Raw genomic sequence first — 4,476 nt, forward strand, 5'->3', positions numbered from 1 at the left:
GATCGATGTGCTCGTCAACAACGCCGGGGTGATGGCGGTGCCCCTGGAGCGGACCGCAGACCGCTTCGAGATGCAGGTGGGCACGAATCACTTCGGACACTTCGCGCTGACCGGGCTGCTGCTCGGCCGGATCACCGACCGGGTCGTGACGGTCTCGAGTGCCGCCCACCGCCTCGGACGCGTCGATCTCGACGACCTGAACTGGGAGCGCCGCCCGTACAGCCGCTCCGGCGGCTACGCGCAGTCGAAGCTCGCGAACCTGCTGTTCAGCTTCGAGCTGGAACGACGGCTCGCGGCGAGCGGTTCGCCGGTGCGGGCGATCGCCGCGCATCCGGGCTACGCGGCCACCGAGGTCGGCAGCAACACCGGCACCTGGTTCGACCGCCTCTTCGGTTTCGGCAAGAAGTTCCTGCAGCGCACTCCGGCGCAGGGCGCCGAATCGGTCGTGTACGCCGCGACCCGGCCGGAGTTGCGTGGCGGGTACGTCGGCCCGGACGGGTTCCTCGGGTTGTACGGGTCGCCGCACGTCGCGTCGGCGTCGTCCCGGGCCCGCGACCCGGAGACCGCGCGCCGGCTGTGGGAGCTGTCCGAACAGCTGACCGGGGTCCGCTTCGAGCTCTGATCGGCACCATTGCAACGTGCGAAATCGGCGATGCGGTCGTTTCGGAGTTTCCGGGAACGACCGCATCGCCGCATTCACGTGCCCTATCGCTTCCCGCCAGGGTTCCTGACGAGCTTCTTGTTGGCGAATTCCGCGAACCCGAACCGGGCCAGCTCACGGCCGAATCCGGAACGCTTGACCCCGCCGAACGGGAGATCCGGTGAACTCTTGCTGGTGCTGTTGATCCACACCATCCCGGTTTCGAGTTCGCTCGCCGCACGGTCCGCCTTCTCCGGGTCCGCCGTGAACACACTCGATGCGAGACCGAACGGCGAATCGTTGGCGGCCTCGATCGCGGCGTCGAGGGAACCGACGCGGTGGACGACCGCGACCGGCCCGAACAGCTCCTCGTAGTACGCGCGCATCCCGGGTGCGACATCGACCAGGACCGTCGGCGGATAGTACGCACCGTCCCCGTCCGGACGCTCGCCGCCGGTCAGTGCCCGAGCACCGTTCGAGAGCGCGTCCTGCACGAGTTCGTCGAGATCGTCGACCGCCGAACGGGACGACAGCGGGCCGAGTTTCGTCCCGGGATCCGCCGGGTCGCCGGGCTGCCAATCGGCCAGTGCGGCAAGGAATTTCTGCACGAACTCGTCGTAGATCGGCTCCTCCACGAAGAACCGTTTCGACGCCGTGCACGCCTGCCCGCCGTTTGCGAACCGGCCGACTGCGGCTGCAGCGGCTGCCGCATCGATGTCCGCATCGCGCAGCACGATGAAAGGATCCGAACCCCCGAGCTCGAGCACGCACTTCTTCATGTGCCGGCCGGCGACCTCGCCGACGGCGGAGCCGGCCTTCTCGGATCCGGTCAGCGAGACACCCTGGACCCGCGGATCGGCGATCGCCTCCGCGACCTGAGCGGACGAGACGAACGCATTGGCGTACACGCCCTCCGGCAGACCGGCCTCGGCGAAGACGCGTTCGATCGCCAGCGCGGACTGCGGGCAGTTACGCGCGTGCTTGAGAACGATCGTATTGCCCAGCGCGAGATTCGGCGCAGCGAACCGAGCCACCTGGTAATAGGGGTAGTTCCACGGCATCACGCCGACCAGCGGCCCGATCGGTTCCGTGCGAACCACCGCCGAGCCGGAGCCCGCGATGTCGAGAGGTTCGTCGGCCATGAACTCCTCGGCGTGGTCGGCGTAGTACCGATAGATGGAGGCGACCAAGGCGACCTCGCCCTTGGCCTGCGTGATCGGCTTGCCCATCTCGATGGTGAGAAGGCGGGCCAGCTCGTCGGCTCGCTCCTGGTAGATCTCGGCGACGCGAGCCAGGACGGCGCGCCGCTTCTCGAGAGGCGTGGCGCGCCACTCGCGGTAGGCGGCGGCACTGCGTGCGACGAGATCCTTCAGCTCGGCATCCGAGATCTCCGGGTACTGCGCGAGCCGTTCCCCGGTGGCGGGGTCGATGGTGGTGTAGACACCCATGGTTTCTCCTGCTGATCGACGGTGCGGAGCGCTCCGCGCGGGTTCCGGGGGAGACCCGTCACCTGCGGCGGTACCAGGCGGCGAGCTTCGCGAGCTCGGCGTCGACGAGAGCGGAGCGACCGGCCAGGAACGGATACACGTGCTGCTGTCCCTCCCCGATGGACAGGGTCACGTCGACACCGGCGGACTCGGCACGCTCCTGGAGACGGGTCGCGTTGTCGAGGAGCGACTCGACGCTGCCGGCCGTGACGAACAGCCGGGGGAATCCCGTGAAGTCGGCGTACAGCGGGTTCGCCAGGGGCGTGGTGGGATCGATCGTGTCGCCGAGAACACCGGCGATCATGCCTGCGAGCAGCTCCGGCGTGATGAGAGCGTCGGTGGCGTCGTTGGTGACGAGGGTTTCGCCCTTGTTCTCCATGTCGAGCCACGGCGAGAAGGCGATGACCGACCCCGGGCCCTGCTTACCCTGCTGCAGGAGCGCGAGCGCGATGGAGATCGCGAGGTTGCCACCGGCCGAATCACCGATCGTGGTGACGTCCTGCGGGGCGATCCCGTCCGCGACCAGCGCGTCGAAGACCGCGACACCGTCCTCGATCTGCGCGGGATGCCCGAACTCGGGGGCCCGGCGGTAGTCGAGGACGAAGCTGACGACACCGAGAGCCTTGGCGACGTGACCTGCGAGTTTGCGGTGGCTGGACGCCGACCCGACAGCGAAGCCGCCGCCGTGCGTGTAGAGCAGGACCTTCGATGCGTCCGCGCCCTGCGGCAGGCACCAGATGCCGGGAACGCCACCGACGGTGTCCTCGCGGTAGGTCACGCCCTCGGGTTCGACGGTCGGCTGGTGCCACTCGTCGAAGAGGGAACGCAGCAGACGCACCGACAGCTCCGGGTTGGCCGCCATGATCTCCGACCACTCGGCGTAGAGGTCGCGCAGCACGTCCCGGTCCTCGACGCTGCCCGCTGCGATCCCGGTCTGTTCGGAAACATTGCTGGTCATGGCACTTCCTTCTGTGAGTATCGGAGTTTTCCCGGTGCAGGGGACGAACGACGTCACCCACCGGTGTGTGGTATTCGGTCGCGGCGAGCTCGGTGTGTGATGGCCGACACGACTCTGTGCTTCCCAAGCTAGAGAGGCGTCCCGCCCCACGGCTGTTCCGATATGAAACAGTCGGCCTGCGGGCCCGATCGATACTGTGCGAGTACTCGATAAACGAGATGTTCGGTATCGGATGCACGTCTACGCGGTGGTGCATCGTCGAAGCAATCTGCCGATCGCCACATCGAACGGAGCCCATCCCCATGCACGTCTTCGCCGTCATGCCCGACGACCCCACGATTCACGACCTCGAGGTGCCCACGCCGGATCCCGAGGGCAGGCAGGTGCTGCTGAAGGTCCTCCGGGCCGGCGTCTGCCACACCGACACCCATCTGCGAGCCGGTGGGTACGACCTCGGCAGCCGCGGAACGATGAGCCTGAAGGAACGCGGCATCGAATACCCCATGGTGCTCGGCCACGAGGTGGTCGGTGTCGTCGAGAAGGTGGGCGACGAAGTCGGGTCGGTGCAGATGGGTGATGTGCGCCTGATCTACCCGTGGATCGGCTGCGGAACCTGCCGTCAGTGCCGCGAAGGTCACGACAATCGTTGTGCCGCAGGGAAGAACCTGGGTGTCGCCCGGCACGGCGGATACGCCGAGAGCATCCTCGTGCCCGACGAGAAGTACCTCGTGGACACCGACGGTCTCGATCCGAGCTGGGCCGCCACCATGGCGTGCTCCGGCCTGACCGCCTACAGCGCCGTGGACAAGATCCTTCCGCTCGACCCCGACGAACCCGTGGTGATCTTCGGAGCCGGGGGACTCGGCCTCACGGCCATCGCCATCCTGCGTTCCCGTGGGCACCGCAACATCTGCGCCGTCGACGTGGCCGACCGGAATCTCGAGTCCGCCCGCGTCATGGGAGCCACCGACACGTTCAATCCGGGAACGGGCGATGCCGCGGCACTTCGCGAGGCCGTCGGTGCGCCGGCCGGGGCGGTTGTGGACTTCGTCAACAACGGCGCCACGGCCACCTCGGCATTCGAGATCCTGGCCAAGGGCGGAATCATGGTTCAGGTCGGGCTCTTCGGCGGCGAGGTCACCATCCCGACCGCGCTGCTGGCGCTGCGCATGATCCGCATCGAGGGAAGTTTCGTGGGAACTCTCGCGCAGATGAAGGAACTCGTGAGGTTGGCGCAGCGCGGGGAGGTTCCCACCATCCCCGTCGTCGAACGGCCGCTGTCGGCAACCGAGGTGTCCGGCGCCCTGGACGATCTCACCGCGGGTGGAGTCACTGGACGCATCGTCCTGAGGGCCTGACAATGGAGTGATGCCAGTGGAAGGATCGCGGCG

The 4,476-nt window shown here is 67.6% G+C and carries 4 protein-coding genes; 2 read left to right on the plus strand and 2 right to left on the minus strand.

Annotated features, from left to right (window positions below):
* The coding region (locus I0Q12_RS09060; RefSeq protein WP_197251613.1) for a short-chain dehydrogenase at positions 1-622 on the plus strand (622 nt) is incomplete at its 5' end.
* 83 nt (positions 623-705) lie between these two features.
* Here the strand turns inward: I0Q12_RS09060 and I0Q12_RS09065 are convergent.
* Both I0Q12_RS09065 and I0Q12_RS09070 read right to left on the minus strand, forming a co-directional pair.
* Positions 706-2,088, minus strand: a complete 1,383-nt coding sequence (locus I0Q12_RS09065; RefSeq protein WP_197251614.1) for an NAD-dependent succinate-semialdehyde dehydrogenase — start codon at positions 2,086-2,088, stop codon at positions 706-708.
* A gap of 58 nt (positions 2,089-2,146) precedes the next feature.
* Positions 2,147-3,085 (minus strand): alpha/beta hydrolase, encoded by a 939-nt coding sequence (locus I0Q12_RS09070; RefSeq protein WP_197251615.1) that lies wholly within the window; start codon positions 3,083-3,085, stop codon positions 2,147-2,149.
* 302 nt (positions 3,086-3,387) lie between these two features.
* Here I0Q12_RS09070 and I0Q12_RS09075 point away from each other — a divergent pair, with 302 nt between their 5' ends.
* Positions 3,388-4,443: an alcohol dehydrogenase gene (locus I0Q12_RS09075; RefSeq protein ID WP_197251616.1), complete on the plus strand. Its 1,056-nt coding sequence runs from the start codon at positions 3,388-3,390 to the stop codon at positions 4,441-4,443.
* The last annotated feature ends 33 nt before the right edge of the window (positions 4,444-4,476 follow it).

This window comes from Rhodococcus sp. CX (genome assembly GCF_015865005.1).
Classification (GTDB): domain Bacteria; phylum Actinomycetota; class Actinomycetes; order Mycobacteriales; family Mycobacteriaceae; genus Rhodococcus.

Excerpts from the sequence above, each read along its gene's own strand:
- I0Q12_RS09065 (WP_197251614.1), bottom strand. The coding sequence starts at position 2,088 with ATGGGTGTCTACACCACCATCGACCCCGCCACCGGGGAACGGCTCGCG.
- I0Q12_RS09070 (WP_197251615.1), bottom strand. The coding sequence starts at position 3,085 with ATGACCAGCAATGTTTCCGAACAGACCGGGATCGCAGCGGGCAGCGTC.
- I0Q12_RS09075 (WP_197251616.1), top strand. The coding sequence starts at position 3,388 with ATGCACGTCTTCGCCGTCATGCCCGACGACCCCACGATTCACGACCTC.